Annotated in this window: 24 protein-coding genes and 1 riboswitch; of the genes, 7 read left to right on the top strand and 17 right to left on the bottom strand. The window is 63.3% G+C overall.

All coding sequences use genetic code 11. The annotated features are described in order from the left end of the window. Positions 1–7: 7 nt before the first annotated feature. Positions 8–1,108, bottom strand: a complete 1,101-nt coding sequence (locus tag FJ949_RS28915) for a hybrid-cluster NAD(P)-dependent oxidoreductase (RefSeq protein WP_140501228.1) — start codon at positions 1,106–1,108, stop codon at positions 8–10. Between the two features lie 19 nt (positions 1,109–1,127). Beyond that, on the bottom strand, positions 1,128–2,375 hold the full coding sequence (locus FJ949_RS28910; protein WP_140501226.1) for an aromatic ring-hydroxylating dioxygenase subunit alpha: 1,248 nt from the start codon (positions 2,373–2,375) through the stop codon (positions 1,128–1,130). A 130-nt stretch (positions 2,376–2,505) separates the two neighbouring features. Further along, positions 2,506–2,708: riboswitch (cobalamin riboswitch) on the bottom strand. Positions 2,709–3,187: 479 nt separating this feature from the next. Here FJ949_RS28910 and FJ949_RS28905 point away from each other — a divergent pair. From FJ949_RS28905 to FJ949_RS28890, 4 genes are all read left to right on the top strand, one after another. Then, positions 3,188–3,385, top strand: a complete 198-nt coding sequence (locus FJ949_RS28905) for a DUF680 domain-containing protein (RefSeq protein WP_140501224.1) — start codon at positions 3,188–3,190, stop codon at positions 3,383–3,385. A 69-nt stretch (positions 3,386–3,454) separates the two neighbouring features. Next, the gene (locus tag FJ949_RS28900) at positions 3,455–3,661 is read left to right on the top strand and encodes a DUF680 domain-containing protein (protein WP_140501222.1); all 207 of its coding nucleotides are present in this window, start codon (positions 3,455–3,457) and stop codon (positions 3,659–3,661) included. Positions 3,662–3,730: 69 nt separating this feature from the next. Then, positions 3,731–3,937: a DUF680 domain-containing protein gene (locus FJ949_RS28895; RefSeq protein ID WP_140501220.1), complete on the top strand. Its 207-nt coding sequence runs from the start codon at positions 3,731–3,733 to the stop codon at positions 3,935–3,937. A 71-nt stretch (positions 3,938–4,008) separates the two neighbouring features. Continuing rightward, a complete protein-coding gene (locus FJ949_RS28890; RefSeq protein ID WP_140501218.1) occupies positions 4,009–4,245 on the top strand; it encodes a DUF680 domain-containing protein in 237 nt (78 codons plus the stop codon). Between the two features lie 87 nt (positions 4,246–4,332). On the opposite strand, the gene ugpC is transcribed toward FJ949_RS28890, so the two are convergent. The 5 genes from ugpC to FJ949_RS28865 form a co-directional block, all read right to left on the bottom strand. Further along, positions 4,333–5,445 (bottom strand): sn-glycerol-3-phosphate ABC transporter ATP-binding protein UgpC, encoded by a 1,113-nt coding sequence (gene ugpC, locus FJ949_RS28885; RefSeq protein WP_140501216.1) that lies wholly within the window; start codon positions 5,443–5,445, stop codon positions 4,333–4,335. Positions 5,446–5,470: 25 nt separating this feature from the next. Beyond that, positions 5,471–7,135, bottom strand: a complete 1,665-nt coding sequence (locus FJ949_RS28880; RefSeq protein ID WP_140501214.1) for an alpha-glucosidase — start codon at positions 7,133–7,135, stop codon at positions 5,471–5,473. A 4-nt stretch (positions 7,136–7,139) separates the two neighbouring features. Beyond that, a complete protein-coding gene (locus tag FJ949_RS28875) occupies positions 7,140–8,294 on the bottom strand; it encodes a carbohydrate ABC transporter permease (protein ID WP_140501212.1) in 1,155 nt (384 codons plus the stop codon). Between the two features lies 1 nt (position 8,295). After that, a complete protein-coding gene (locus FJ949_RS28870; RefSeq protein ID WP_140501210.1) occupies positions 8,296–9,309 on the bottom strand; it encodes a sugar ABC transporter permease in 1,014 nt (337 codons plus the stop codon). 264 nt (positions 9,310–9,573) lie between these two features. Continuing rightward, positions 9,574–10,929: an ABC transporter substrate-binding protein gene (locus FJ949_RS28865; RefSeq protein ID WP_140501208.1), complete on the bottom strand. Its 1,356-nt coding sequence runs from the start codon at positions 10,927–10,929 to the stop codon at positions 9,574–9,576. 122 nt (positions 10,930–11,051) lie between these two features. Between FJ949_RS28865 and FJ949_RS28860 the strand changes: the two genes are divergently transcribed. The 3 genes from FJ949_RS28860 to FJ949_RS28850 all read left to right on the top strand — a co-directional run bounded on the left by FJ949_RS28860 (position 11,052) and on the right by FJ949_RS28850 (position 13,830). Next, entirely contained in the window at positions 11,052–11,276 is a 225-nt protein-coding gene (locus FJ949_RS28860) for a hypothetical protein (protein WP_140501206.1), read from the top strand. 16 nt (positions 11,277–11,292) lie between these two features. Then, the gene (locus FJ949_RS28855) at positions 11,293–12,315 is read left to right on the top strand and encodes a substrate-binding domain-containing protein (protein ID WP_140501204.1); all 1,023 of its coding nucleotides are present in this window, start codon (positions 11,293–11,295) and stop codon (positions 12,313–12,315) included. Positions 12,316–12,483: 168 nt separating this feature from the next. Continuing rightward, positions 12,484–13,830 carry an FAD-binding oxidoreductase gene (locus FJ949_RS28850; protein ID WP_140501202.1) on the top strand — a complete coding sequence of 449 codons (1,347 nt, stop codon included), beginning with the start codon at positions 12,484–12,486 and terminating at the stop codon, positions 13,828–13,830. A gap of 74 nt (positions 13,831–13,904) precedes the next feature. Here FJ949_RS28850 and FJ949_RS28845 read toward each other — a convergent pair whose 3' ends face one another. From FJ949_RS28845 to FJ949_RS28800, 10 genes are all read right to left on the bottom strand, one after another. Beyond that, positions 13,905–15,326: a S8 family serine peptidase gene (locus tag FJ949_RS28845; protein WP_140501200.1), complete on the bottom strand. Its 1,422-nt coding sequence runs from the start codon at positions 15,324–15,326 to the stop codon at positions 13,905–13,907. After that, on the bottom strand, positions 15,316–15,984 hold the full coding sequence (locus tag FJ949_RS28840; RefSeq protein WP_140501198.1) for an anti-sigma factor: 669 nt from the start codon (positions 15,982–15,984) through the stop codon (positions 15,316–15,318). The genes FJ949_RS28845 and FJ949_RS28840 overlap by 11 nt, the downstream gene beginning before the upstream one ends. Next, positions 15,981–16,547 carry a sigma-70 family RNA polymerase sigma factor gene (locus FJ949_RS28835; RefSeq protein WP_140501196.1) on the bottom strand — a complete coding sequence of 189 codons (567 nt, stop codon included), beginning with the start codon at positions 16,545–16,547 and terminating at the stop codon, positions 15,981–15,983. The genes FJ949_RS28840 and FJ949_RS28835 overlap by 4 nt, the downstream gene beginning before the upstream one ends. 126 nt (positions 16,548–16,673) lie before the next feature. After that, the gene (locus FJ949_RS28830) at positions 16,674–17,513 is read right to left on the bottom strand and encodes an alkaline phosphatase family protein (RefSeq protein ID WP_140501194.1); all 840 of its coding nucleotides are present in this window, start codon (positions 17,511–17,513) and stop codon (positions 16,674–16,676) included. Positions 17,514–17,594: 81 nt separating this feature from the next. Then, a complete protein-coding gene (locus FJ949_RS28825) occupies positions 17,595–19,178 on the bottom strand; it encodes an ABC transporter substrate-binding protein (RefSeq protein WP_140501192.1) in 1,584 nt (527 codons plus the stop codon). Positions 19,179–19,292: 114 nt separating this feature from the next. Next, positions 19,293–20,948, bottom strand: coding sequence for an ABC transporter ATP-binding protein (locus FJ949_RS28820; protein ID WP_140501254.1), 1,656 nt, complete (start codon positions 20,946–20,948; stop codon positions 19,293–19,295). Next, positions 20,948–21,772, bottom strand: coding sequence for an ABC transporter permease (locus FJ949_RS28815; protein WP_140501190.1), 825 nt, complete (start codon positions 21,770–21,772; stop codon positions 20,948–20,950). Before FJ949_RS28815 ends, FJ949_RS28820 begins: the two co-directional genes overlap by 1 nt. Before the next feature lie 11 nt (positions 21,773–21,783). Then, positions 21,784–22,743 carry an ABC transporter permease gene (locus FJ949_RS28810; RefSeq protein ID WP_140501188.1) on the bottom strand — a complete coding sequence of 320 codons (960 nt, stop codon included), beginning with the start codon at positions 22,741–22,743 and terminating at the stop codon, positions 21,784–21,786. A gap of 15 nt (positions 22,744–22,758) precedes the next feature. After that, positions 22,759–24,345 carry an ABC transporter substrate-binding protein gene (locus tag FJ949_RS28805; RefSeq protein WP_140501186.1) on the bottom strand — a complete coding sequence of 529 codons (1,587 nt, stop codon included), beginning with the start codon at positions 24,343–24,345 and terminating at the stop codon, positions 22,759–22,761. Between the two features lie 153 nt (positions 24,346–24,498). Next, positions 24,499–26,484, bottom strand: coding sequence for a CocE/NonD family hydrolase (locus FJ949_RS28800; protein ID WP_140501184.1), 1,986 nt, complete (start codon positions 26,482–26,484; stop codon positions 24,499–24,501). Positions 26,485–26,537 lie beyond the last annotated feature (53 nt).

Genomic DNA, 26,537 nt, shown 5'->3' with positions numbered 1-26,537 from the left:
CCGTCGGTCACGCCTCGATATCAAGCGCCGAAAGCGGCTTGGAGCAGCAGGCGAGAATGAAGCCGTCCTCGATCTCGTGATCGAGGATGCCGCCATTGTGGCTCATCTCGACCTCGCCCGAGAGCTTCTTGACCTTGCAGGTTCCGCACAGGCCGAATTCGCACGCGGCGGGGATTCTGACTCCCGAGGCGCGCGCCGTCTGCAGCACCGTCTGGCCGGCGACGCATGCGGCATCGACGTCCGAAATCGAGAACCGGATCGGCGTCGCGGCTTCGACAGGAATGGCTGCGCCGTCTCCAGTCGGCGAGGCGAACGGCGCCGGGATTTCCTCCACCAGCGGCGCTGCAAAGCTCTCCTGATGGTATCTCGCCATGTCGAAGCCGGCGGCTTCGAGCATGCCGCGCACGGCACGCATGAAGGGGTCGGGGCCGCAGCAGAAGATTTCGCGCTCTCGGAAATCAGGCGCCAAAAGCGGCAGCCGGATGGCGTCGATGCGGCCCATATGGCCGAACCAGCCTTCCCGGCTCGACCGCTCCTCGATCATGAAACCGAGCGACAGGCCGGGCATGCGGCTGCCGAGCAATTCCAGCTCCTTGCGGAAGATGATCTCTTCGGGGCGGCGGGCGCAGTTGACGAAGCCGACATCGGTCCATGGCGCGCAGTCATTCAGCCAGCGCAGCATCGACATCATCGGCGTCACGCCGGAGCCGGCCGAGATGAACAGATATTTGGCCGCCGGGTGGCTGTGCAGCGAAAAGTCTCCGGCCGGCCCATACGCCTTGACGTGCGAACCAGGCCTCAAATGGTCGAACATCCAGCGTGTGCCGGTGCTGCCGGCCTGCGCCTTCACCGTCACCGCGATCGAGAATGGCCGTGAAGGCGAAGACGACAGCGTGTAGGTGCGCATCAGCAACCCATCCGCTGTCGGCAGTTCCAGCGTCACGAACTGGCCCGGCTTGTAGCGGAACCAGGTCTGGTTGTCGGAACGGAAGGTGAAGGTCTTTACATCAGGCGCCTCGTCGCTCACGCCGATCACTTCCAGCACCTGGAGCCTGTCGTTCCAGGGCGCCATCTGATCGAGATGGCGATAGAGGCCGAGATCCGTCATCGCATTCATCCCTCACCTCTCAAGCAACGCTGCGCAGGGCCGGCCGGCCGTCTTCGGCGAGACGCGGACCGATGAAACGCGCGTACCAGTCGACGAACTGGATGACGCCGCCTTCGTGCAGTTCGGAATAGGGGCCGGGTTCATAGGCCGGCGACAGGATGCCGAAGGCGTTTTCCTCGACGATGCGACGATCCTGGCCGTTGGTCTCGGTCCAGACATGGGTGAGTTCGGCAAGGTCGTAGTCGACGCCCTCGACCGCGTCCCTGTGAACCAGCCATTTGGTCGTCACCGCGGTCTCGGTGGCGCTGATCGGCAGCACGCGGAACGTGACGGCGTGGTCGCCAAGGATGTGGTTCCAGGTCGTCGGATAGTGATAGAGCAGCAAGGAGCCGATGCGGTCGGTGGCAACGCCGTCGGACAGGTTCTTCTTGACCGCGCGTTTTCCCGTCATCGTATAACTGACGGCATCGCGCAGCAGCGGCGCGCGGGTGGCACGGTACTGTCCGGCCGGGTCGATGCGGAACCTGCTCGGCAGGCCGGCCGCCTCGCACTTGGCCCAGTGCGACAGCATCTCCGGGTCGCTGTCAGCGTCTTGCACGCCAGTCACGGTCGGCGCCTCCGGGAAGGTCTTGCAGAGCTCCGGATGGTTGCCGGCGCAATGATAGCATTCGCGGTTGTTTTCCCAGACCAGCTTCCAATTGCCCTTCTCGACGATGGTGCTCTCGAAGGCGACCTTTGCTTCGCGCAGCCGATGCGGCAGCAAATAGGGTTCGATCATCGTCCGCATCGGCGCGAAATCCGCCGGCTCGTCGGCGAGGCAAATGAAGATGTAGCCGCCGACGCTTTCGCAGGCGACCGGCTTCAGGCCGAACTGGCTCTTGTCGAAACCCTCGGCCATCTGCCTGGCGAACAGCAGCCTGCCGTCCAGTTCATAGGTCCACTGATGGTAGGGGCAGACGAGCTTCGCCGCCGTGCCCTTGTCTGTGTTGCAGACGCGGCTGCCGCGATGGCGGCAAGAATTGTGGAAGGCGTTGATGTTGCCCTTCTGGTCGCGCACCAGCACGACAGGATAGTCGCCGATCTGCACGGTGATGAAGCTGCCGGGCCTGGGCAGTTCGCAATCATGGCCGATGAACAGCCAGTCGCGGTACCAGATCAGCTCCATGTCGAGCTTGAAGTAGTCGGCGTCGGTATAGAAGGGCTGCTCGAGTGAGAAGCCGTCCCTGCGGCCTTGCAGCCGTTTCAGCATGTCGTTGCGCGCATCCATGTCCTGTCCTCGCATTGAAGTCCTGTCCTCACATTGAAGGACTGAACGGAAGGGAGAGAGGAAGGATCAAGCCGCGCGCCGGCTTGCGCCGGACATGCACCATCCGCCTCTTGACCGCCCGCCGCGATCAGTCGAGTCCAACATCTCAGGCTGGTTTCCGGGCTCTGGAGCTGTCCTTGCGGACTGTCGCGACACCTTCCCAGGCCTTTGCCCAGTGGTCTCCCGTTGCGACCTGAACTCCACCACCGTTGCGGGGGCAGCGCCGGATTCTGACCGGCTTCCCAATTCTCCGCCTCGTCGTCACGCGGCGGCACCTGAGATGGCAGGATCTAACCATGATCGCCGGCTTGTCGTCGGCATGAAAACGACATCGCATCCATGCCGCGCGACACGCACTGAAAACGGTGCGGCCGCCGTTGCAGGGGCAGAAAGCCTCAGGTCGCCGCCTCGGATTCCGTCTCGTGGCGGAGGCAAAAAAGGTAACGGTTTCGAAAAGTGACTATTAGCGCCCTCTAAAATCGAACCGAACGGTTCGTTTCTGTTGACGATGCGTGCAGGACGGTGTGAACACTGGGCCTTCGACACAGTTGGTGATCGCGCGGTCTGTTAGAATAACTATTTGATAACAAATGGAAAAAAACGAATGTAGAAGGCCCTGGCACAATTTCAAGTGGTGGAAACTTGGTCCACACGGAAAAACTTCGTGATTGGAAATGGCGGTATGGCTTTCCCACATCGGGGCTGTCCGAACGACGCGATTTCCTCCCAAGACACGCCGCTAGACGGACGGAAAAATACTGGAGTATCAAAAAATGAAAAAGATCATTCTCACTGCCGCCGCCCTTCTGGCTGTTTCCGGCAGCGCCTTCGCTAGTAGCGACCATTATGGTTCGAATGCCCCTGCGGCCACCGCCGTCGACAGCTCGTACACCGCTTCGACCAAGAAGTCGGAACCGGCTGCCCAGACGCCTGTCCAGGGTGCCGATCGCAACCTCTTCGGCAACAACTAACAGCCGATCTCCAGTTGACGGCGGGCCTTCCGCCGTCCTGGCGAAATTTGAGAATTCAGGAGACTTGAAATGAAGAAGATCGTTCTTGCTGCCGCCGCCGTCCTGGCCGTTTCGGGCAGTGCTTTCGCCAGCAGCGACAACTATGGCTCCAATGGCGCCAACCAGCCTGCCGTCACCTCGGTTGACAACGCGCACACGGCTTCGGTCCAGAAGTCGGCGCCGTCTGCCCAGGCGCCTGTGCAGGGTGCTGATCGCAACCTCTTCGGCAACAACTAACAGCCGATCTCCAGTTGACGGCGGGCCTTCCGCCGTCCTGGTGAAATTCGAAAATTCAGGAGACTTGAAATGAAGAAGATCATCCTTGCTACCGCCGCCGTTCTGGCGGTTTCGGGCAGCGCTTTCGCCGGCAGCGACAACTATGGCTCCAATGGCGCCAACCAGCCCGCGGCCACTTCGACCGACAGCTCATACACCGCTTCGACCAAGACGTCGGCTCCGGCTGCCCAGGCACCTGTTCAGGGTGCCGACCATAACCTCTTCGGCAACAACTAACAGCCGATCCTGCAGCAGATGGCGGGCAAGCCCGCCTCTGCGGTGGAATTTGAGAATTCAGGAGACTTGAAATGAAAAAGATCATCCTTGCTGCCGCCGCCGTCCTGGCCGTTTCGGGCAGCGCTTTCGCCAGCAGCGACAACTATGGCTCCAATGGCGCCAACCAGCCTGCCGTCACCTCGGTCGACAATGCGCACACGGCTTCGATCCGCGACAGCGGCTCGCCCGTCTACAAGCTGCTCAATTCGTCGGGCGATGTACACAAGTCCGCCCCTCAGGGCAGTGACCGGAATCTCTTCGGCCACTAACAGCCGAAGCTGACACCAAACAGGAGCGGCGGGCTTTGCCCGCCGCTCCTGTTTTTGCGTGACCGGCAATTAATTCATGGCCTGCTCTCAGGCCGCTTTCGCTTCCGTCTCGTGCAGCGCGAAGGATCGTCCATCCGCGTCGAAGATATGAAGGTCTCCGGCGTCGGCGCTCAGCCGCAGTGTCGCCCCGCGCTTGACCTCGACATTGCCCGGCAGCTTGGTCACCAGCGGCAGGTCGGCGCGGCCGATGTCGACATAGACGAGTTGCACCTCGCCGAGCTGCTCGACATAATCCACCGTTCCTTCGAACAGATAGTCCGTGCCGCCGGCGATCGTCAGGTCCTCCGGCCGCACGCCGAAGCTCACCGACGCGCCCTTGGCCGAGGCCGGCGTCGCGATCGGCACCGTAGCCTTGCGGCCGCCGACATGACTGATGACGGTCGGATTGCCCGATTTGTCGATGGTCGCCGGCAGGATGTTCATGGCCGGCGAGCCGATGAACTGGGCAACGAACAGATTGCCGGGTTTCTTGTAGAGTTCCATCGGCGTGCCGACCTGCTCGATATGGCCCTCCTTCAGCACCACGATGCGGTCGGCCAGCGTCATCGCCTCGACCTGGTCGTGGGTGACATAGATCATGGTGGTGTTGGGCATCGATTCCTTGAGCTTGGCGATCTCGATGCGGGTGGCGACGCGCAGCGCGGCGTCGAGGTTCGACAGCGGTTCGTCGAACAGGAACACCTTCGGGTTGCGCACGATGGCGCGGCCGATGGCCACGCGCTGGCGCTGGCCGCCCGACATCGCCTTGGGGAGGCGGTCGAGATAGTTGGTCAGCTGCAGGATCTCTGCCGCCTGGCGCACGCGCTTGTCTATCTCGGCCTTGCTTTCCTTGCCGATCTTCATCGAAAACGCCATGTTGTCGTAGACCGTCATATGCGGATAGAGCGCGTAGGACTGGAACACCATGGCGATGCCGCGTTTCGACGGCGGCACGTCGTTGACCACCTCGCCGGCTATTCTGAGCTCGCCCGAGGTGATCTCCTCGAGCCCTGCGATCGAGCGCAGCAATGTCGACTTGCCGCAACCCGACGGCCCGACGAAGACGATGAACTCGCCCGATTTGATGTCGAGGTCGATGCCGTGCAGAATGTTGAGATTGCCGTATGATTTCTTCACTTGCCTCAGCGTGACATCGGCCATGTTTCCCTCCAGTGGTCCCTAGAATTCAGTCGATGCGCCCGAACCAGGCGCCGTAGCCGCCGAGGCGGATGGAGCCGGAGTTCTGCTGTCCCGAAAATCCGTGTCCGGGCAAAGGTTGCAGCGATCGACCGCCAAGGTCAACCTCCGCTGGCCCGGATCCCAGGTTGAAGACGCAGACGATCTGCTCGTTGCCGGCGCGGCGCGTGAAGGCGACAGTGTCGCCCTGGCTCTCGATGAAACTGATATCGCCCTTGGCCAGCGCCGGATGGGCGCGGCGGAAGCCGAGAAAGCGCCGGTAGTGTTCGAGCAGCGAATGCTCGTCGCCTTGCTGGACATTGACGGCTTGCGACAGGTGCTTGGCCGGCACCGGCAGCCACGGCTTTGCCTGGGAGAAGCCGCCGTTCCTGGCGCTGCCGTCCCACACCATCGGCGTGCGGCAGCCGTCGCGGCCCTTGAATTCCGGCCAGAAACGGATGCCGTAGGGATCTTGCAGATCCTCGAACCGCAATTCGGCTTCGCCGAGCCCCAGTTCCTCGCCCTGATAGATGCAGACCGAGCCGCGCAAGGACATCAGCAATGCCGAGATAACCTTGAGATACGCGGTCGGGTCGGCTTCGTTGGCGGCCCAGCGCGAGGCCGGGCGCATCACGTCATGGTTGGAGAAGGCCCAACACGACCAGCCGTCGCTGGCAACCTTGCCAAAGGTTTCCAGCACCGAACGGACCTTGGCGGCGCTGATCTTTTCCGGCGCCAGGAAGTCGAAGGAATAGCACATGTGCACGCGCTTGCCGCCGGCTGTATAGGCCGCGACAACGTCCAGTCCGCGCTGTGAATCGCCGACCTCGCCGACCGCGGCCGTTGCCGGATATTCGTCGAGCAGGGCGCGGAAGCGTTCGAGGAAGCCGAGGTTCTCCGGACGGCTCTTGTCGTAGATGTGGTCTTGGTAGTTGTAGGGATTGACCGCGGGTGCGGTCTGGTCGTTGCGCTGCTCCGGCGGCAGCGGCGGGTTGTTTTCCAGCCCCTGGCTGTGGAAGTAGAAATTGATGGTGTCGAGGCGGAACCCGTCGACACCGCGCTCCAGCCAGAAGCGGGTCACGTCGAGCAGCGCGTCCTGGACTTCGCCGTTGTGGAAATTGAGGTCCGGCTGTTCCGCGAGAAAGTTGTGCAGGTAGTATTGCTGGCGGCTGGTGTCCCATTGCCAGGCCGATCCGCCGAAGATCGACAGCCAGTTGTTGGGCGGCGTGCCGTCCGGCCTGGGATCGGCCCAGACGTACCAGTCGGCTTTCGGATTACTGCGGTTCGATCGGCTTTCCCTGAACCAGGGATGGATGTCGGCGGTGTGCGACAGCACCTCGTCGATCATCACTTTCAGCCCCAGCCTGTGCGCCTCCGCCGTCAGCGCGTCGAAATCGGCCAGCGTGCCGAACATCGGGTCGACGTCGCAGTAATCCGAGACGTCGTAGCCGAAATCCTTCATCGGCGATTTGAAGAAGGGCGAGATCCAGATGGCGTCCGCGCCGAGCGCGGCGATATAGGGCAGCCGCCCGATGATCCCCTTGAGGTCGCCGATGCCGTCGCCATTCGAGTCCTGGTAGCTGCGCGGATAGATCTGGTAGATCACGGCACCTCGCCACCAGTCGCTATCGACGGCGAGATCGGGCCTCGAACTGGCTTTCAAAGCGGATTGCATGGTTTCAGCCTCCTTTCACCGAGCCTGCGAGCAGCCCGCGGACGAAATAGCGCTGCAAAGAGAAGAACACGATCAGCGGCACGATGATGGTCACGAAAGCCGACGTCGTCAGGATCTCCCAGTCGCCGCCACGCGAGCCGAGCAAGGCATTGAGCTTGGCGGTCAGCACGATCTGATCCGCCTCCGTGCCAAGGAAAACCATCGCCACCAGGAGATCGTTCCATACCCACAGGAACTGGAAGATGGCGAAGGACGCCAGCACGGGAAATGACAGCGGCAGCACGATCTTGACGAATATCTCGAAATCGCTGGCGCCGTCGATGCGCGCCGATTCCATGATCTCGCGCGGCAGGCCGGCAATGTAGCTCCGCAAGAGGTAGATGGCGAAGGGCAGTCCGAAGCCGGTATGCGCCAGCCAGATGCCGAGATAGGTCTTGGAGGGCACGCCGAAGAAGGCGCCGACGCCGTTATAGAGCTTCAACAGCGGGATCAGCGACATCTGCAGCGGCACCACCAGCAGGCCGATGATGACCGCGATCAGAAGCGCGCGCCCGGGAAAGCGCATCCAGGCCAGAGCGTAAGCCGCAAAGGCGGCGATGAGGATCGGGATGACGGTCGCCGGGATAGTGACGGTCAGCGAGTTCATGAAGGAGCGGCCGATGCCTTCCGAAAACAGCACGGTCCTGTAATTGTCGGTGGTGAATTTCGGCGGCGCCGAGGAGGCATAGTAGACGCGCTGGCCGCGGTCGCCCTCGAACGCCTTGGGCGAGGTCATGACGAAGCTGCCGTCGGCATTGAGCTGCAAGGTAACGCCATCGCCGAGATCGGCCGATGTGCCGGCCGGATATTGTGTCGGTGCCGCCGACTTGACGCCGAAGGCGCTGATCTCGCGCTTGGCGCCATCGCCGAAAATGTTGCCCTGGAGGACGAACTTGCCGTCCTTCTCGACCTGCGCCGAGGCGGGCGGCAGGCGTCCAGCTTCGGTCTGGGTCGAACTTGCGAACGAGTTCCACCAGCCCGAGGCGATGATCTGGTCCTTGTCGCGCAGCGACGATACCAGGATGCCGAGCGTCGGCATGGTCCAGATCGCAACGAAGACCAGCACGGCGATGTGAACGCCGAAGCGGCTGGCGAAGGAGTTTCCGGTCGCGACGGTCATCTCAATGTCCTCCCGTCTCTTTGTTGGCCTGGCGTATGTTCCAGACCATGATCGGAATGACCGCGATCATGATGATGATGGCGATTGTCGCGCCGCGGCCGAAATCACCGCCGCCACGGAACATCCAGTCGAACATCAGATTGGCCAGCACCTGGCTGTTCCATTGGCCGTTGGTCATGGTCAGGACAATGTCGAATACCTTGAGCACCAGGATGGTGATTGTGGTCCAGACCACGGCGATGGTGCCCCAAATCTGCGGCACCATGATTTTCCAGAAGATCTGGAACGGATTGGCACCGTCGATGACGGCGGCTTCCAGCGTCTCTTCCGGAATGCCGCGCAGCGCCGAAGACAGGATGACCATGGCAAAGCCGGTCTGGATCCAGATCAGGATCACCATCAGGAAGAAATTGTTCCAGAACGGCAGCGATATCCAGACCTGCGGCTGGCCGCCGAAATGCTGGATGATGGCGTTCAGGATTCCGATCTGCGTCTGGCCTTCGCCGCGATACTCATAAATGAATTTCCAGATGACGCTGGCGCCGACGAAGGAGATCGCCAGCGGCAGGAAGATCAGGCTCTTGGCGATCGTGCCCCACCAGATCTTGTCGGTAAGCACGGCGATGATCAGGCCAAGGAAGGTACAGGCGGCGGGCACTACGGCCAGCCAGAGCACATTGTTGAGGATCGAATTGCGAAACTCGCGGTCGCCGAAAGCCCATTGATAATTGGCCAGGCCGACGAAATTGGCGCCGCCGCGATCGAGGAAGGACAGCCGCAGCGTCTCGACCACCGGATAGATGAGATAGATGGTCAGGATGATCATCGCCGGACCGACGAACAGCCAGGGCCGGATCAGCCCTTGCCGGCGCAGATTGTCGACGGCGGCGGCACCCGAGACGCCGCGCGAGGGAAAGGTGACATCGAGCAGTTTGTTGGCGCCCCAGAAATAGGCGACGCAGCCGCCGACGCCGATGATGATGACGAATATGGCCGAGAAAATCTGAGCCGCCATGGGTCCCTCTCCCTGCACGACCCGCCAGGATGGAAACGATCCTTGCGATTGCGCCGCGCGCCGATCTCGTTGTTGAGCGCGAGCAGGCAGGGAAGCGTGTGGCTCCGTGCCCGCCGCATGCCGGAATGTCTACGCTGTCAAGACTGGAACCTGATCCGTCCCGGTTGGCCGGGCTGGTATGTTGCGATGGGGCCGGTCGGATCCGGGCCGGTTGGCCCGGATCCGCTCGGGAGGTGGAAGCCGAGGCCTCCGCAGACGCGGCTCTTACTTGATCGCGTCCCAGCTCTTCTGGATGTCGGTGGCGACGTCCTGCGCCGACTTGCCGCCGACCAGGTCGATCATGCCGGTCCAGAAGGCGCCGGCGCCGATCTTGCCCGGCATCAGGTCCGACCCGTCGAAGCGGAAAGTCGAGGCGTTGGCCAGGATCTCGCCCTGCTTGCGCAGCGCATCGCTGGCATAGGCATCCTTGTTGACCGCCTTGAACGGCGTCACGAAACCGCCTTCGGCCATCCAGATCTCATGGGCCAGCGGCATCTTCAGGAATTCGATGAACGCGCGGGCGGCCTTCGAGTCCTTGGTGATCATCGCCAGCGTTCCGGCGCCGAGCACGGGAGTGCCGAGTTCGGGCTTGGAGGCATAGGGCGGAAAGTAGAAGAAGTCCGCGTCCTGGCCGATTTTCGTGCCTTCCGGGAAGAAAGTCGGGATGAACGACGCCTGATGGTGCAGGTAGCATTTCGGCGGCACCGCGAAGAGGCCCTTGGGGCTGTCGCGGAAATCGGTCGCCGCGACCGCCTTGGCGCCGCCATCGACCATCTTGTCGTCGGTCGCGATCTTGCCGAAGATGTCGATTGCATTGACCACGGCCGGGTCGTTGAAGGGGATCTCGTTCTTGACCCATTTGTCGTAGGTTTCCGGAGACTGCGTGCGCAGCATCAGGTCTTCCACCCAGTCCGTCGCCGGCCAGCCGGTGGCGCCGCCCGAGCCGAGCCCGATGCACCACGGCGTGCCGCCGTCGGCGATAATCTTCTTCTCGAGATCGGCGAGTTCTTCCTGCGTCTTCGGCACCTTGTAGCCGGCTTCCTCGAAATTGTCCGGCGAGTACCAGACTAGCGACTTCACGTCGGCCTTGTAGGGGAAGGCGAAGAAGCCCGGCTTACCGTCCTTGTCCTTGAAGGTGCCGAGGTCGACCCATGACTGGCCGGCGCCGTAATTGTCCTTGACCCATTTGGCGGTATCGTCGCCGAGCGGCGTCAAGAGACCCTTGGAAGCAAGGTCCTGGATCAGGCCGGGTTGCGGCAGAACGGCGATGTTGGGCGGGCTGCCGGCCTGCGTGTCGATGACGATCTGCTGCTCGTAATTTTCCGAGGAGGAATATTTGATCTCGGCGCCGGTGGCTTCCGAGAAATAATCGAGTACGCCGCGCACCAGGGTCTCGTCCTCGCCGCGCCATGGCCCGAAGATCGACAGGGTCTCCCCCTTGAGGTCGACTTTCTTGAGCTCTTCGTAGTTTGCCCAGTTGAAACGCTTGTCGTCGCCCGGCTTGAATTTCAGTTCGGCCTGCGCGGGCGCGCCGAGGGCGAGCACGGCAAGCGCGGCGCCCAGCAAAAGCATTTTCTTCATCGGTATTCCCTCCCAGTGGGTCACAAACACCGGACGGAACCTCCATTCCGCCCGCCGACGCCGCAGGACTGTGACTCAGTCGGAAAGGAACCGCAACCTTTCGAAGAGTCTTCCAAAGCGCTTTGGCTATTTCGATCTCGCCATTGAATCGTCCAGAAGTCAAGAGGCGTGCTAACTTAATCGATTTAATTCCGGAGTCTGGCGCCTGGAAAATCGCGCTGCAGCATGCTTTTTTGGCAGTGCAGCAGCAATTTATGTTTCAAACCTGCACCAAGCCTGCCTATGGTCGCCATGATATGACGGGCCTGCCGCAGGGCTTGGGTCGATTCAATTTAAAAGCGCTTTGAGGCATGGAGGCCTCTCGTGAACCTGAAGCAACTCGCGCACATGCTGGCGCTTTCGCAGACCACGGTAAGCCGGGCGCTGAACGGCTATCCCGAGGTCAACGAAGAGACGCGCCGGCGCGTCATGGACGCCGCCAAGCGCCATGGCTATCGCCCCAATCCGAGCGCACGCCGGCTTGCGACCGGCAAGTCCGGCATGATCGGCTATGTCTTGCCGACGGGTGCTGCCGTCGACATCGACCCGCACTTCGTCGAATTCCTGTCCGGTCTTGGCGACTATGCGCGCTCGCACGAGCTCGACCTGGTGCTGTCTCCCGCCGACGCCGACGACCAGGAGACGACTTACCGGCGCATCGTCGCCAACCGCCAGGTCGACGCCGTCTACATCTCCTCGCCGACGCCGGCCGATCGGCGTGTGGCGCTGGTCAACACGCTCGGTATACCCTTCATCATCCATGGCCGCAGCGAAGGTTTCGATTTCGACTATCCCTATCTCGACATCGACAATGAGGGCGCCTTTCACGAGGCGGCGCGACTGCTCGTCCAGCTCGGCCACCGGCGGCTGGCGCTGATTAATGGCGATGACCGCGAAACCTTCGCCGTGCATCGCGAGCGAGGCGTGCGCCGGGCGCTCGCCGCGAGCGGCCTGACCTTGGGCGACCGCCATGTCTGCTCCGTTGCCATGACCGAGGAGAACGGCTATCGCGCCGCCCGGCGCCTGCTCGAACAGGACGGCGCGCCGACCGCGATCGCCTGCTCCAGCCTGATCATGGCGCTCGGCGTCGTGCGCGCCGTGCGCGACCTCGGCCTGAGCATCCCCGGCGACATCTCATTAATTGCACATGACGACGTCTTCCCATGGCTGAAGCCGGAGAATTTCTCCGTACCGCTGTCGACGACGCGCTCCTCGATCCGGCTCGCCGGCGCCCGCATCGCCGAGCGTCTGGCCGCACGGATATCGGGCCTGGAAGAGGGCCCGCGCGGCGAGGTCTGGCCGGTCGACCTGGTGATCAGGGGGTCGGTTGCCGGAGCGCCTGCCTAGGGTTAGAGCCAATCGCTCCGAGGGGCCGAGTTCGACCGCTTGCGGGCGTTGCCGGAAGATCGATTGCAGTGTCATGGATAGTGGTCTGCCTGCACCGCGCTTGCTTTGGCTTTTAGAGGGTGGCAACCAGTAAGCCGAAGCCATCAACCAGCCCTCCTGGATGCCCACTTGCCCATATTCCCGTTCTCCGAAATGGATCCAATCCAACATCCTGGCCCACCGCCGAAGCGTTCGGAGGTGGTCATCATTGGTGGCGGCATTATCGGCGTAACGACGGCTCTTTTCCTGGCGGAGCGGAACATTCCGGTCACGCTGCTGGAAAAAGGCCGCGTTGCGGCCGAACAATCGTCCCGAAATTGGGGCTGGATTCGAAAGCAGGGGCGCGACGCAGATGAACTGCCAATTGTCATCGAGGCTTTTCGCCTATGGCGGCAACTGGCTGAGGAATGCGGCGAAGACATCGGGCTGGACCAGACAGGTGTGACCTATCTGGCGAACTCCGACAAGGACATGGCCGGTTTCGAAGAATTCATGAAGATCGCCGCGATCCATGGGCTCGACACTCGCCTCCTGGACGCAGACGAAACCGCGAAACTCATCAAGGGCATGTCGCGCAAGTTCAAGGGCGCGATGACGACGCCCTCCGACATGCGTGCGGAGCCTTGGTTGGCGGTGCCTGCGCTTGCTCGTCTTGCCGTCCGAAAAGGCGCCAAGATCATAGAGAATTGCGCAGCGCGAACCCTCGAAATCTCAGCTGGCAGGATCAGAGGAGTGTGGACCGAGGCGGGATACATTGAAACCTCCAGCGTACTGGTCGCGGGCGGCGCCTGGTCGTCGCTGTTCCTGAGAAGACACGGCGTCTCCATCCCCCAACTCAGCGTCAGGGTAACCGTAGCCGCAACGGAGCCTATGCCTGAAATCTATGCAGGTGCGGCAGCGGACGAACACATCGCTTTCAGGCGCCGACAGGATGGCGGATACACGCTCGCCCCGGGAGGCAGTAATTTGCTTTACCTGGGACCTGACGCATTCCGGCACGCCACCAAGTATCTTCCCGCCCTCATGGCCAATCCGCTCGGAACCCGCTACTTTCCGTGCGCTCCATCGGGTTACCCTGATAGCTGGTCGACCCCGCGCGATTGGACCCCGGATTCCCAGAGTCCTTTCGAAAGAATGCGGGTGCTCAACCCGGCCGCTGAACGCTCCGGCCTCCGTTCTGTAGAGCGCAATTTCAGACGCCTTTTTCCACAGTTCGAAACAGTTCGCTTGAAGGCAGGCTGGGGAGGCATGATTGACGCCATGCCCGATGTCGTCCCCGTCGTGGATCACGCCCGGGCAGTCGTCGGTCTTTTCGTGGCCACGGGAATGAGTGGTCACGGCTTCGGTATCGGACCTGGAATCGGTCGCGTCGTTTCCGACCTGATTCAGGGTAACGCGAGTGGGCATGATCTCAGCCGCTTTCGGCTGTCACGCTTCTATGATGGAAGCGCCGTTCGGTTGGGTCCGGCCCTCTAGATGTTTAGTCCAGCATTCGTCCCGTCTCGGCCATCGCAAATAGCCGACTGAATTTAGGAGCATGTTGCCAAGGATCATTCCTTCGCCGTCTCGGCGGCCTTGATGTCCAGCAGCCCGTAGCCGAAGTCATCGTCCCGCCCTTTCGAACCGAGATCCCGGGCCGTTGCGGCCAGCGCCTTTTCGATGGCGTCGGCCGAGCGGTCCGGCGCGGCGTGGATGAGATTGGCAATGGCGCCCGAGACGATCGCGGCGGCGAACGATGTGCCGGTGACGACATCCGAGCCGGCTCCGCTCGGCGCCACCATCTCGACGCCCGGCGCCGAGATGAAGACATAGGCGCCGCGATTGGCCTGCGGCATTAGCCCATCCCTGGCGTCGGTGGCGGTCACCGCGATGACGCCGTCGAAGGCGGCCGGGTAGCCATAGGGCGCCTTGGGCCCGTTGTTGCCGGCGGCGGCGACAAGAACCATGCCGAGCGCGCGTGCATTGCGGCAGGCGATGCCGAGCAGGTCGTTCTTCGGACCGACGAAACTCATATTGATGATGCGCACATCCTGCTCGGCCGCCCAGTCGAGCGCAGCAAGGATGACGTCCATTGTCGACTTGCCGCCTTCGAAGGCACGTGCGTGATAGATCCTGGCGCCGGGCGCCATGCCCTTGAGCGCGCCGACGCCGGCGATCAGCCCATCGACCGAAGTGCCGTGGTCGCGCTTTTCGACCGGCACGTCGGGCATGGCGTCGAACTGGCCGGCGATGACCCCGGCCAGCGTCGGATTGGTGTCGTCGATGCCGGTATCGATTACCGCGACGCGGACGTTCTCGCCGCTCGCCTGGCTGGGTTCCAGCGCGATGCGCTCGAACGCATAGTTGACGATGCCCGCCGCCTGCTGAAGCGAATAGATATGGTTGGGCTCACGCCGCTGCGTGCGGCTGTCGGCGGCAAGCTGCGCCAGCACCACGCCGACGGGGCGGCGGTCGGGAATGCCGAAGCGCACAAGCGTGGTGCCGAGCAAAAATGATTGCCGCTGCGAGCGCACATCGAGGCCGAAGGAAGCGGCGATCTGCTGCACGGCGCCCGCATCGCCATCGACGGTCACCAGCACCTCGTCGGGCACGAAATCGCCGGCCACGGCGCGTGGCGGCTGAACGGCGATGAGATCGCTTGGCGAGACGATCGGCCCGCCCGAAGGCGGTCCGGCCTGCGTGCCGGCGGGCGGCGCCGCCGGGTCCGGCCGTGGCGTCGGCACCGGTGCCGCGGGAGCGGCCGGATTGGGGAACAGGTCGACGATCAGGGCGGGAAGAAACACGGCACCGGCCGCGCTGCCGCTGTCGCCGCCGTCCTTGCCACAGTCGGCGCTTGCCGCATCGGTGCCGTCGCGGCAGTCGATCTTTCGGTCGGCATTGGCGTCGTTGCCCTGCGCCGACGCAGGCCCGATGGCGATCGTCATCGCCGCCGCAAGGATTGCCGCAAATCGAATGACCGCCTCAGCCGCCATCGGCCGGTTTCCTTCCCTCGATCACGGTGTCGGTGAAAGGCTGGGCGGCAACAAGGCCGAGTTGCCTGGTGTAGTCGGCCGCGTTGGCGGCCGGAATGCCGAGCCGGAACACGCCCTCGGCGGTCGGTCCGTCCAGGATCTTCAGTCCGCTGCTGCCGAGAAAGGCGGCGATGTCGGACATTTTCGCGTCGGGCCTGAACTTGACCAGGGCGAACGGCATCTTCGCCATCTCGTCCTGCGCGCCCGCGATCTCGAAATTGCCGCCCTTGCCGCCGGGCTGCACGAACGACTGCACCATGACCAGCGCCAGCAGAGCCGCGGCCGCCGCCCAGGCGACGCCGACCGGCAGCGCCATGAAGCGGCTCCAGGCCTGCGCCAGCCAGGACGAACCGGCGGCGGCGCGCGCCGGGCCAGCCTCGGCATCGAGCGCCCTGGAAAAGCGGCTCAGCGCATCGGCCGGCGGACGGATCGCCTCATTGGCGGCCGCGGTGCTGGAGAATTCAGCCTCCGCCTCGCCAAGGGCGGCCATCGCCGTCGGATCGCTGGCCAGCCATTCCTCGACGGCCTCCAGTTCCGAGCCTTCCAGCGAACCGTTCAGGTAGAACGGCAGCAACGTTTCCATTTCGTCGCGGCGCGACATCTTTTCAGCGGCGCTCATGGCCACCCCCTGTCGTAACCGGCGGCCTTGAGGGCTTCGCCGAGTTTCTTGCGGGCATAAAACATGCGGGTCTTGACGGTCGCGACCGGGATATCGAGCACCTCGCCGATCTCGGTCACCGATTGCCCCTGATAATAGGCGAGATCGATGACCACGCGATGCTCGCGCGGCAAGGCATCGATGAAGCGGCGCAGGGCGGTGCTCTTGTCCCCCTTCATGGCAACGATCTCGGGCGTATCGGCGCCGTCGGGCACCGCGGCTGCGGCCTCGTCGTCGATCCAGTCTTCCTTTTTCTTGCGCAACAGGGACAGAGCCTTGAAGCGGGCGATGCCGAGCAGCCATGTCGAGACTTCGGAACGTCCCTCGAAACCCGGCGCCTGGCGCCACAGTTCGAGGAACACCTCGTTCGCGATGTCGTCAGCCATCATTTCCGATCCCGTCTGGCGCGCCACGAAGCGGTATATCCGCGCGTGGTGGCGCATGAACAGGAGCCGCACGGCGGCCCGGTCGCCCTTCGCGACCCGCTCGACAAGCGCGCGATCGGTCTCCATCGCGCCGGTCATGACCGATCGAGCCGCCTGGCTCCTGCCTGCTCTGTCGCTGATCGGCTCAAAAAGGTTCATCCTCCGCCAAGGAATTTGCGGAGGCTAACCGAAGAAGATGAGCCTTGCCAGTGGGTGAAGGGGAAGCTAGCTCAGGAAAGGCTTCGCCTTCATCGTCGCCGGCACCGACACCCCCAGTCGGCTTAGAACCGTCGGCGCCAGCTGCAGCTGGTCGAGCAGTGTGTCGGCATCCGGTCCCTTGCCGGCGCCGAAATAATACAGCGCGAAATCCTGCATCTCCTCATCATGGCCGCCATGGTGGCCGCGGTCGGTCTGGCCGTGATCGGCGGTGACGATCACTTCATAGCCGGCGTCGCGCCAGCGCGGCAGGAAAGCGGCCAGCATGCCGTCCATCGCGTAGCAGGCATGGTCCATCTCGTGACAGTCATGGCCGAAACGGTGGCCCATCGAGTCCAGCGTGCAAGTGTGCAGGATGCCGTAGTCGATGCCGTGGCGGCTGCTCAGCATGGTCAGCGTGGCGAACAGGTCGACGTCGCTCGGCGTCATCTGGTTGCGCGCGTTGTAGCCGGTCATGGTGTGGAAGCGGCCATGCGTGATCGGCCCGCCCGGCTCGTCATACTCCATGTCCTCGACGAGGTCGAACGGGTAGGAACGGAAGAACTCCGACCAGTAGGAGTGGGTGACCGCGCCGGTTATTCCCCCGGCCCCGGTGACCTCCGAGAAGATGTCGGGCTGGCTGACGCGGAAGCGGTTCTCGTTGGAAAGAATGCCATGCGCCTGCGGCGGCACCCCGGTGTGGATCGAAGCATAACAGCAGGCCGAGGTCGACGGCAGCACCGAGCGCATCTTCCATACCCGCGCTTCGCCCGACTGCACCCAGCCTTCGAGGTTGCCCATCAGCCGGCGCCAGTTCCGGTAAGGCACGCCGTCGAGGATGATCAGCAACAGTTTGGTCTTGAGCGCCACGAGCTGCTCCATGCGATTGTCGGGGGAACGAGCACGCCGCGTGTCGCACGGACACGCGGCGTGCTCGGCAGGAACTTGATGTCAGGCGTTCAGCCAGCATTCGGCGAGCGCGTAGCCGTCCATCATCTCGCCGATCGGGCTCTTGGCGAAGCCGCCGATCTTGTTGGTGGCGGCGTCGATGAACTGGTTGAAGAAAGGCACGATCAATCCGCCTTCGTCGCGCATCAGCACGGCCATGTCGTGATAGATCGCCTTGCGCTTGTCCTGGTCGAGCTCGCCGCGCGCTGCAAACAGCATCTTGTCGAACTCGGGCCGCTTGAAACGCGTGTCGTTCCAGTCGGCGTTCGACACATAGCCGGTGGAATACATCTGGTCCTGCGTGGCACGCCCGCCCCAGTAAGACAGCGAGAAAGGCTGCTTGTTCCAGACCTCCGACCAATAGCCGTCGCCAGGCTCGCGCTTGATCTCGATCTTGATGCCTGCCTTGGCGGCGCTCTGCTGATAGAGCTGTGCCGCATCGACGGCCCCGGGGAAGGCGACGTCGGAGGTGCGCAGCAGGATCGAGCCGCTGTGGCCCGACTTCTTGTAGAGCGCCGCAGCCTTTTCCGGGTCGAATTTGCGCTGTTCGATGGCCGAAAACAGCGGATAGGCCTCGTTGATCGGGAAGTCATTGCCGACCGAACCGTAGCCGCGCAGGATCTTTTCCAGCATCTCGTCGCGGTCCATGGCGAGCTTGAGCGCCATCCTGAGATCGCCGTTGTCGAAGGGCGCGGTGTCGCAGAACATGTTGAACGGGTAATAGCCCTTGCCCGAAACGTTCTCGATGCTGACGCCGGGGATGCGCTTGACGAGATCGACCACCTTCGGCTCGACGCGATTGATCATGTGCACCTGGCCGCCTTGCAGGGCCGCCAGCCGCGCCGTCGCATCGTTGATGACGACGATCTCGACCTGGTCGGCATGGCCCGCCTTGTCGCCCTGCCAGTAATTGGCGAAGCGCTCGCCGCCGTGGCGCACGCCGGGCTGGTTGACGGTCACCTTATAGGGGCCGGCGCTGATGCCCGCGTTCGGATTGTCCTTGCCGCCATTGGGCTGGATGACGAGATGATAGTCGGCCATCAGATAGGGGAAGTCGGCATCGGCGTCGGCAAGCGTGACGACGACCTCCTTGCCCTTGGCCTTAATGCCCTTGATGTTTTTGAGAATGCCGAGTGCGCCCGACTTCGACTTCTCGTCGGCGTGGCGCTCGATGGTGGCCGCGACATCCTCCGCGCCGACCGTCTTGCCATTGTGGAACTCGATGCCGTCGCGGATCTTGATCGTCCAGGTCTTGGCATCCGGGGAAGCGCCGATGTCCTCGGCGATCAGGTTGACCAACCTGTTGTCGGGGGTGAGGCGAACCAGATATTCGCCCCACTGCTTGCCGAAGCTGAAGGTGACCTGGCTGAGGTTCAGCGCCGGATCGAGGCTGTTGGTCGATTCGCCGCCCTGCAGGCCGGCCTTGAGAATGCCGCCCTTGACCGGCGTCTGCGCGAAGGCTTTCCCGGCCAGCGTCGTTGCCAGCGCCGCCGACATGCCCAGCGCCGCGGTGCGCCCGAGAAAGTCACGCCGCGATATCCGGCCTTGGCCGGCGAGTTCAGCGAGATGGTCGAGTTCAGTCTTCATGTCCTACCCCTTTTTGAAACAACCGCACACAGGCGATGCCGTCCGAAGGACGTCTGGCCCTCCAGTGTTGCATCCGGATGACGTTCGTCATCTCCTTGACTGGCGAACCGCTGGCTAGTTCCCGGCGCTCGCCATGCGTCGCCCCTTGATCGCCTTTTCCAGCCAGCCGATCTCCATTTCCGGAACCGAGGACAGCAGGAGGTCGGTATAGGCATCGAAAGGCGGTGTGAGCACCTTGCTTTTGGAACCGTAACGGACCACCTCGCCGCGATACATCACCGCGATCGAATCGGCGATCGACCTTACCGTCGCAAGGTCGTGGGTAATGAAGAGATATGCGACCTTCTCGTGCTGCTGCAGGTTCAACAAAAGCTTGAGAATGCCGTTGGCCACCAGCGGGTCGAGCGCCGAGGTCACCTCGTCGCAGATGATCAGCTTCGGTTTGGCGGCGAGCGAGCGGGCGATGCAGACGCGCTGCTTCTGGCCGCCCGACAGCTCCGCCGGATAGCGGTCGAGGAAGCCTTTGCCCATCTCGATCTCGTCGAGCAATTCGGCGACGCGCCGGTCGCGCTCACGTCCCCGCATGCCGAAATAGAACTCCAGCGGCCGGCCGATGATGGTGCCGACGGTCTGGCGCGGGTTCATGGCCACGTCGGCCATCTGGTAAATCATCTGCAGCTGCCGCAGATCCTCCTTCGGCCGGTCGGCAAGCCGGTTGGCAAGCGGGCGCCCGTCGAAGGTCACCGTGCCCTGTTCGGGCGGCAGGAGCCCTGTGATGGCGCGCGCCAGCGTCGACTTGCCGGAGCCGGACTCGCCGACCACCGCCAGCGTCTGGCCGGGATAGATATCGACGGAGACGTTCTTCAGCACCTTGACATGACCGCCGCCATAAGCGGCGGTGACGTTCTTCACGGACAGGAATGGCGAGACGCCGGGTTTCTGCTCGGCGTGTTCGATCTCGTGCACTGACACCAGAGCGTTGGTGTACTCCTGGCGCGGCTCCTTGATGATCTGGCGGGTGCCGCCCCATTCGACCAGCCGGCCGTGGCGCAGCACCATGATCTCGTCCGACACCTGGGCGACGACGGCGAGGTCGTGGGTGATGTAGAGCGCGGCCACATGCGTGTCGCGGATGGCGTCCTTGATCGCCGACAGCACGTCGATCTGCGTCGTCACGTCGAGCGCCGTCGTCGGCTCGTCGAAGACGATCAGGTCCGGTTCCGAGCACAGCGCCATCGCCGTCATCACACGCTGCAGCTGGCCGCCGGAGACCTGGTGCGGGAAACGCTCGCCGATGGTTTCGGGATTGGGCAGGCTCAGCTTCTTGAACAGCGCGACGGCGCGTTTCTCGGCCTCCGCGCGCGTCGCCCTGCCGTGCAGGAGGGTGGCTTCGACAACCTGGTCCATCAGCCTGTGCGCCGGGTTGAACGCCGCTGCCGCCGACTGCGCGACATAGCAGACCTCGCGGCCGCGCAGCCTGCGGAAACCTTCCTTGCCGCCCTTGAGGATGTCGCGGCCGTTGAGGAGCACCTCGCCGCCGGTGATGCGCACGCCGCCGCGCCCATAACCCATCGAAGACAGGCCGATGGTCGACTTGCCGGCACCGGATTCGCCGATCAGGCCGAGCACCTTGCCCTTTTCCAGGGTCAGCGAGACGTCGTGGACGAGCGTGATGGTCTTTGGCGCTTCGCCCGGTGGGTAGACCATGGCTTCGATGCGCAGGTTGCGGATATCGAGGAGCGGGCTGGATTTCGCTTTGCTGTCGGCCATCATCCGCGTCCTCCTTTCAGGCTTGTCGTGCGGTTGAGCACCCAGTCGGCGACGAGATTGACCGAGATCGCAAGCGCCGCGATCGCGGCCGCCGGTATGAGCGCCGCGGCAATGCCGAAGACGATGCCGTCCTTGTTTTCCTTGACCATGCCGCCCCAGTCGGCATCCGGCGGCTGTACGCCGAGGCCAAGAAAGGAGAGCGTCGACAGGAACAGCACGGCATAGATGAAGCGCAGGCCGAGTTCCGAGACCAGCGGCGACAGCGCATTGGGCAGGATCTCGCGGAAGATGATCCAGGTGCTGCCTTCGCCGCGCAGCTTGGCGGCTTCGACATAGTCCATGACGTTGATGTCGACGGCCACCGCGCGCGACAGGCGGTAGACGCGGGTCGAGTCGAGAATGCCCATCACCAGGATCAGCGTCACCAGGTTTGTCGGCAGCACCGAGAGCACGACAAGGCCCATGATCAGCGTCGGGATCGACATCAGAAGATCGACGAGGCGCGACAGCAGCGTGTCGAACCAGCCGCCGAACACCGCCGCCGAAAAGCCGAGAATGGCGCCAAGCGAGAAGGACAACGCCGTGGCGAGCACTGCGATGAAAAGGGTGATGCGCGCACCATAGATCATGCGCGACAGCAGATCGCGGCCAAGGTTGTCGGTGCCCAGCCAGTGCGCCGCCGACATGGGCTCCCAGACGTCGCCGACGATCTCGCCATTGCCGTGCGGCGCAAGCCACGGCGCGAAGATGGCCGCCAGCACGAACAGGGCCGTCAGCACCAGGCCGACCAGCGCGGGCACGGGGATGCGTTTGATGTCGAGCATGCCCGCCCTCTTCATTTGGGATGCCTCAGGCGCGGATTGGCGACGATTGCCGCTATGTCAGCGATGATGTTGAGGCCGATATAGACGGCGGCGAAGATCAGTCCGACCGCCTGCACCACCGGCACGTCGCGCTTGGTGACGTGATCGACCAGATACTGCCCCATGCCGGGATAGACGAAGATCACTTCGACCACGACCACGCCGACGATCAGATAGGCGAGGTTGAGCATGACGACGTTGATGATCGGCGCGATGGCGTTCGGGAAGGCATGTTTGCGGATGACCGCGAAAGCCGAGAGCCCCTTGAGCTCGGCGGTCTCCACATAGGCCGATTGCATGACGTTTAGGATCGCCGCGCGCGTCATGCGCATCATATGGGCAAGCACCACCAGCGTCAGCGCCGCCGCCGGCAGCGCGATCGCCTGCATGCGTTCACCGAAAGGCATGCCGTCATAGACGGTCGAGATGGCGGGGAACCACTGATGCTGAACCGCGAAGTAGAAGACCAGCAAGTAGCCGATGAAGAATTCCGGGAAGGAGGTCGAGGCGAGCGCCAGTCCCGAGATCAGCTTGTCGGCCCAACCATTGCGGTAGCGCACCGCGATCAGGCCAAGCGTTATGGCCAGTGGAATGGCCACGATCGCCGCCCAGAAGGCGAGGAACAGCGTGTTCCACAGCCGGCCCTTGATCGATGTCGCGATGTCCTGTCCGCTCGACATGGCGGTCCCGAGATCGCCGGTCAAAACACCGCCGAGCCAGCGGAAATACCTGATATAGGCCGGATCGTTGAGCCCAAGCTGCTCACGCAGATTGGCGAGCGATTCCGGTGTCGCCGACTGCCCTAGGATGGCTTGCGCGACGTCGCCGGGCAGGATCTGTGTGCCGGCGAAGATCAGGACCGAGACGGCCAACAAAAGGAGGATGCCCAGCGCAACGCGCTGGGCCACCAGTTTCACGATGGGTGAGGACATCTGGGCAAGGCCGGCTCAGGCTTCGAGCCAGCACTTTGCCAGGGCATAGCCATTCATCAACTCCTGGTGCGGATCGTCCACCCAGCCGCCCACCTTGGCGCCGGTGGCGTCGATGAACTGGTTGAACATCGGCAGGATCAGGCCGCCTTCGTCGCGCACGATGACGGCCATGTCGTGATACATCGCCTTGCGCTTGGCCTCGTCCAGCTCGGCGCGCGCCGCCAGCACCATCTTGTCGAAATCCGGGCGCTTGAAACGCGTGTCGTTCCAGTCGGCGGTCGACAGGTAGGCGGTCGAGTACATCTGGTCCTGGGTCGAGCGTCCGCCCCAATAGGAGGCGCAGAAGGGCTGCTTGTTCCAGACCTCGTTCCAGTAGCCGTCGCCCGGCTCGCGCTTGAGCTCGATCTGGATGCCGGCCTTGGCCGCGCTCTGCTGGAAAAGCTGGGACGCGTCGACGGCGCCGGGAAAGGCGACGTCGGAGGTCCTGAGCAGCACCGCACCGTCATGCCCGGACTTCTTGTAGTGGAACTTGGCCTTGTCCGGATCGTATGTGCGCTGCTCGATCTCGGTGAACAGCGGGTAGGCGGCATTGATCGGGAAATCATTGCCGAGCGAACCGTAACCGCGCAGCACCTTCTTCAGCATTTCTTCGCGGTCGATCGCCAGCTTCAGCGCCATCCTGAGGTCGTTGTTGTCGAACGGCGCCGTGTTGCAGTGCATGATGAAGACGTAATGGCCCGGTCCCGCATGGTTGCGGATGGTGACGCCCGGCACGCGTTTGATCAGGTCGACGATCTTCGGCTCGACGCGGTTGACCATGTTGACCTGGCCGCCCTGCAGGGCGGCCGTACGGGCCGTGGCGTCGTTGATGACGATGATCTCGATCTGGTCGGCATGGCCCATCTTGTCGCCCTGCCAGTAGTTGGCGAAGCGCTCGCCGCCATGGCGCACGCCGGGCTCGTTGGTGGTGATCTTATAAGGGCCCGCCGAGATGCCGGCATCGGCCTTGTCCTTGCCGCCATTGGGCTGGACGATCAGGTGGTAGTCGCTGAGCAGGTAGGGCAGATCGGCATTGGCCTCCTTCAGCGTCAGCACCACTTCCTTGCCGCTGGCCTTGATGCTTTCGATGCCTTTCATGTAGCCGAGCGCGCCGGACTTCGACTTCTCGTCCGAATGACGCTCGAGCGTGGCGGCGACGTCTTCGGCGGTCACCGTCTTGCCATTGTGGAATTCGACGCCGTCGCGGATCTTCAGTGTCCAGACCTTGGCATCGTCGGACGAGCCGATCTCCTCGGCGATGCGGTTCTCGAGCTTGCCCTCGGGGGAAAGCTCGACGATCAGTTCGCCCCACATCTTGCCGAAGGCGAACGGCACCTGCGTCATGAACAGGGCTGGATCCAGGCTGTTGGTGGACTCGCCGCCAACCAGGCCTGCCTTGAGCGTGCCGCCCTTGACCGGGCCGGCTGCGCGCGCCGCGCTCGAAAGCAGTGAGTTGGCGAAGGTCGCGGTGACGCCGAGCGCTGCCGCCCGGCCGAGAAAATCACGACGGCTGAGCTTGCCTGAGGCGACACGTCGGCTAAGGAATTCCAGTTCGTTTGACATTTTGAGTTCCTCACTCTGTTGGTTCGACCTTAGTGGTCGTTTTCTTGTTTCTTGTGAGGGGAATAATGACCGCAAGGGAAAGCGGTAAGCAAGACCGAATGCGACATGCCGTGGCGTAAATGGCACGTCGCAATTGGACCAATGCCTTGCCGCTCAAACAAGCGAGCGCGGAACCGCCTGTTCGAAATCGCGTTCGAAGACGAGTTTTTCGCCTTCGTAAGCTTCAATTCGGGCGCTTACGATGAAGTTTTTGGCGTCCGAGCGTATTTCGGCCGATGTTTCGGTGCGCACCGACCATCCGCTTCGCGACAGGGTTTGCGTCCAATGCGTCCGTCCCCCGGCCGACAACGGATCGTCCGGATGGATCGTCCAGGTCTCGCGGGCGATGCTGCCGTTCGCCAGGCCATGTGCAAGATCGCGCACCTCGCCGAAATCGTCTTCTATGGAAAGCGTGACGATGCCGGTCTTCTCGTCGCGGTCGACGCGGCGTTCCGAATTGGCCGGGCGGATGGTCTCGGTTGCCCAGGGGGAAGCAGCCTCCGGCGCGGCGAACGTGACCTCGTCGCCCGTCGCCAACGGGCGCAGCGGCAGCTTCAGCGTCGCCGCCGACAGGCTCAGGCGGACCGGCTCCGGCGAGGGCCAGATCATGGGCCAATAGGCGTTCGAGACGGCTATGCGCAAATGGTGGCCGGCCGGCACGCGATAGGCGCACTGGTCGAGCACGACGCGTGCCGAAACGCTCTCGCCGGGGACAAGCGCTTGCGGGAATTCGTGCGAGAGGCGGTGCGTGAGGTTGAGCACGCCATAGGAGATCAGTTCCGAGGCGCCATCGGGATGCACGTCGCAAAGCCGCACCGCGATGTTGGCCTGCGGACGGTCGCAGGATAACCGGACCTCGACTTCCGGTGCGCCGACGATGTCGATCGCCTCGGCGAGTTCCTGCTGGTCGAAACACACCGACAGCGCGTCGTCGGGACGCTGGTCGCCCGGCAATTCCGGGCCGAAGGTGAACGGGAAATACTCACCGCCGGCCAGCCCACAGCTTTGCGGCGAAGCGATGGTGACGGATTTACCGCCCGCCGGGATCAGGTCGATCGTTTGCGTCTTGATGTCGGGCGAAGGCCACTGCCGCTCCGCCACCCAGCGGCCCGGCCGTTCCGGATGCCAGCGCGCTGGCCGCACGCTGTCCATCACATAGGCGCGGTAGGCCGGGTCGGCCTCGACGCCGGTCTCGATACCCTTCAGCCAGCGGTCCCACCAGCGCAGCGCTTCCTGCAGGAAGCCGATTGCCGGCTGGGGCCCGGCATAATGCGGGTATTTGTGGATCCAAGGGCCGACAATGCCTTTGACCGGCGCCTCGATGTTGGCGACGAGATGCGAGATGGTGTTGCGGTAACCGTCATGCCAGCCGCCGATCGACAGCACCGCGGCCTTGAGGGCGGAGAAATCCTCGCAGACCGATCCCCGTTTCCAGTAGGCGTCGCGGTGCTGGTGGCCAAGCCAGAGTGGCAAAAGGAACGACTGGTTCTCCAGCCGGCTGAGCCACAGGTCGCGCCATCTGTTGTCGCCCGCCAGCAGCGGGTCCGGCGGCCGTGACGAATAGGACAGCATTGTCGAGGCCCAGCCGAAATTTTCCAGCAGCAGGCAGCCGCCCTTGTAGTGGATGTCGTCGGCATAGCGATCAACGGTCGAGCACAGGCTGATCACCGCCTTGAGCGCCGGCGGCTGCATGGCTGCCACCTGCAGGCAGTTGAAGCCGCCCCAGGAAATGCCCATCATGCCGACATTGCCGTTGCACCAGGGTTGGGCGGCCGCCCAGGCGATGACGTCGCAGGCATCCTGCAATTCCTGCTCGGAATATTCGTCGTCCATCAGCCCTTCGGAATCGCCATTGCCGCGCATGTCGACACGGATCGAGGCATAGCCGTGGCCGGCGAAATAGGGATGCGTCAGCTGGTCGCGAAAGATGGTGCCGTCGCGCTTGCGGTAGGGCAGGTGCTCGAGGATGACAGGCACCGGATCGTCGCCGGCATCTTCCGGCATCCACACCCGCGCCGACAGCCGGCAGCCATCCGGCATAACGATGCCCATATCAGGGAATTCGACGACCTTGCGGGGAAACTCGGTGACGGTTTTCATGGCGCGCATAACGCCTCGCGGCGCGGCAAGTTTCAATCGCCATTCGCGACTGG

The organism is Mesorhizobium sp. B2-4-1 (assembly GCF_006442185.1).
Classification (GTDB): domain Bacteria; phylum Pseudomonadota; class Alphaproteobacteria; order Rhizobiales; family Rhizobiaceae; genus Mesorhizobium.
Note: the sequence above shows the minus strand (reverse complement) of the source record. Positions and strands in the feature narration are given on the sequence as shown.

Excerpts from the sequence above, each read along its gene's own strand:
- FJ949_RS28870 (WP_140501210.1), bottom strand. The coding sequence starts at position 9,309 with ATGGCGGCTCAGATTTTCTCGGCCATATTCGTCATCATCATCGGCGTC.
- FJ949_RS28820 (WP_140501254.1), bottom strand. The coding sequence starts at position 20,948 with ATGGCCGACAGCAAAGCGAAATCCAGCCCGCTCCTCGATATCCGCAAC.
- FJ949_RS28915 (WP_140501228.1), bottom strand. The coding sequence starts at position 1,108 with ATGACGGATCTCGGCCTCTATCGCCATCTCGATCAGATGGCGCCCTGG.
- FJ949_RS28805 (WP_140501186.1), bottom strand. The coding sequence starts at position 24,345 with ATGTCAAACGAACTGGAATTCCTTAGCCGACGTGTCGCCTCAGGCAAG.
- FJ949_RS28815 (WP_140501190.1), bottom strand. The coding sequence starts at position 21,772 with ATGCTCGACATCAAACGCATCCCCGTGCCCGCGCTGGTCGGCCTGGTG.
- FJ949_RS28810 (WP_140501188.1), bottom strand. The coding sequence starts at position 22,743 with ATGTCCTCACCCATCGTGAAACTGGTGGCCCAGCGCGTTGCGCTGGGC.
- FJ949_RS28865 (WP_140501208.1), bottom strand. The coding sequence starts at position 10,929 with ATGAAGAAAATGCTTTTGCTGGGCGCCGCGCTTGCCGTGCTCGCCCTC.
- FJ949_RS28800 (WP_140501184.1), bottom strand. The coding sequence starts at position 26,484 with ATGAAAACCGTCACCGAGTTTCCCCGCAAGGTCGTCGAATTCCCTGAT.
- FJ949_RS28835 (WP_140501196.1), bottom strand. The coding sequence starts at position 16,547 with ATGACCGGCGCGATGGAGACCGATCGCGCGCTTGTCGAGCGGGTCGCG.
- FJ949_RS28890 (WP_140501218.1), top strand. The coding sequence starts at position 4,009 with ATGAAAAAGATCATCCTTGCTGCCGCCGCCGTCCTGGCCGTTTCGGGC.
- FJ949_RS28875 (WP_140501212.1), bottom strand. The coding sequence starts at position 8,294 with ATGACCGTCGCGACCGGAAACTCCTTCGCCAGCCGCTTCGGCGTTCAC.
- FJ949_RS28840 (WP_140501198.1), bottom strand. The coding sequence starts at position 15,984 with ATGAGCGCCGCTGAAAAGATGTCGCGCCGCGACGAAATGGAAACGTTG.
- FJ949_RS28825 (WP_140501192.1), bottom strand. The coding sequence starts at position 19,178 with ATGAAGACTGAACTCGACCATCTCGCTGAACTCGCCGGCCAAGGCCGG.
- ugpC (WP_140501216.1), bottom strand. The coding sequence starts at position 5,445 with ATGGCCGATGTCACGCTGAGGCAAGTGAAGAAATCATACGGCAATCTC.
- FJ949_RS28900 (WP_140501222.1), top strand. The coding sequence starts at position 3,455 with ATGAAGAAGATCGTTCTTGCTGCCGCCGCCGTCCTGGCCGTTTCGGGC.
- FJ949_RS28905 (WP_140501224.1), top strand. The coding sequence starts at position 3,188 with ATGAAAAAGATCATTCTCACTGCCGCCGCCCTTCTGGCTGTTTCCGGC.
- FJ949_RS28895 (WP_140501220.1), top strand. The coding sequence starts at position 3,731 with ATGAAGAAGATCATCCTTGCTACCGCCGCCGTTCTGGCGGTTTCGGGC.
- FJ949_RS28845 (WP_140501200.1), bottom strand. The coding sequence starts at position 15,326 with ATGGCGGCTGAGGCGGTCATTCGATTTGCGGCAATCCTTGCGGCGGCG.
- FJ949_RS28910 (WP_140501226.1), bottom strand. The coding sequence starts at position 2,375 with ATGGATGCGCGCAACGACATGCTGAAACGGCTGCAAGGCCGCAGGGAC.
- FJ949_RS28880 (WP_140501214.1), bottom strand. The coding sequence starts at position 7,135 with ATGCAATCCGCTTTGAAAGCCAGTTCGAGGCCCGATCTCGCCGTCGAT.